The organism is Streptomyces anandii JCM 4720 (genome assembly GCF_014650655.1).
Taxonomy (GTDB): Bacteria; Actinomycetota; Actinomycetes; order Streptomycetales; family Streptomycetaceae; genus Streptomyces; species Streptomyces anandii.
This window is the reverse complement of the sequence record NZ_BMVJ01000008.1, coordinates 5968-6699: the sequence shown is the minus strand read 5'-3', so window position 1 is coordinate 6699 and position 732 is coordinate 5968. Positions and strand designations below refer to the sequence as shown.

The following is a 732-nucleotide window of genomic DNA, read 5'->3' as shown; positions in this document are numbered from 1 at the left end:
TAGCGGCCACCGAAGCCGCCGAGAGCGCCGAGGCCGCCGTCGAGGCGCCCGCGCCCCGGTCGCGTCGCCGCCGGGCCTCCGCGCCCGCCGGGGCGCCCAAGGCCGCCGCGGCCGAGGGGGGCGCCCCCGCCGAGACCGTGGTGGCCGCCGCCGACACGCCCGCCGAGCCCGTCGAACCCGCGGGTTCCGTGCAGAGCGGTGAGGACGCCGCTCCGCCGCGCGCCCGCCGCCGCGCCACGCGCCGTGTCTCCGCGCCCGCCGCGGCCCCTGCCGCCGCCGAGACGGCGGCTCCCGCCGCCCAGGGCGGCACCGAGGCCGCGGAGAGCGCGTCGGCAGCCGAGGCTCCGGCTCAGGCCGAGTCCGCCGCCGGTGGCCGTACGCGTCGCCGGGCGACCCGCCGTGCGTCCGCCCCCGCCGAGGGCGAGGCCGGCGCCGCGCCCGAGGCCCAGGCCCCGGCTCAGACCGAGTCCGCCGCCGACGAGTCCGCCGCCGGTGGCCGTACGCGTCGCCGGGCGACCCGCCGTGCGTCCGCCCCCGCCGGGGCGCCGGAGCCGGCCGAGGCCGCCGAACCGTCCGCCGCGTCCGTCGAGCCGGCCGAGGCCGCCGCCGCGGCCGCCCCGCAGGCTGAGGCCGCCGCCGAGGACGCGTCGCCGCGCCGCACGCGCCGCCGCGCCACGCGCCGCTCGTCCGAGCCCGAGGCCGGCGCCACCGCCGAGACCGTGTCCGAGGTTC

The 732-nt window shown here is 84.8% G+C and carries 1 pseudogene; it reads left to right on the top strand.

Annotated features, from left to right (window positions below):
* Positions 1–732, top strand: a pseudogene (locus tag IE249_RS37425) (Rne/Rng family ribonuclease); the annotation flags it as partial.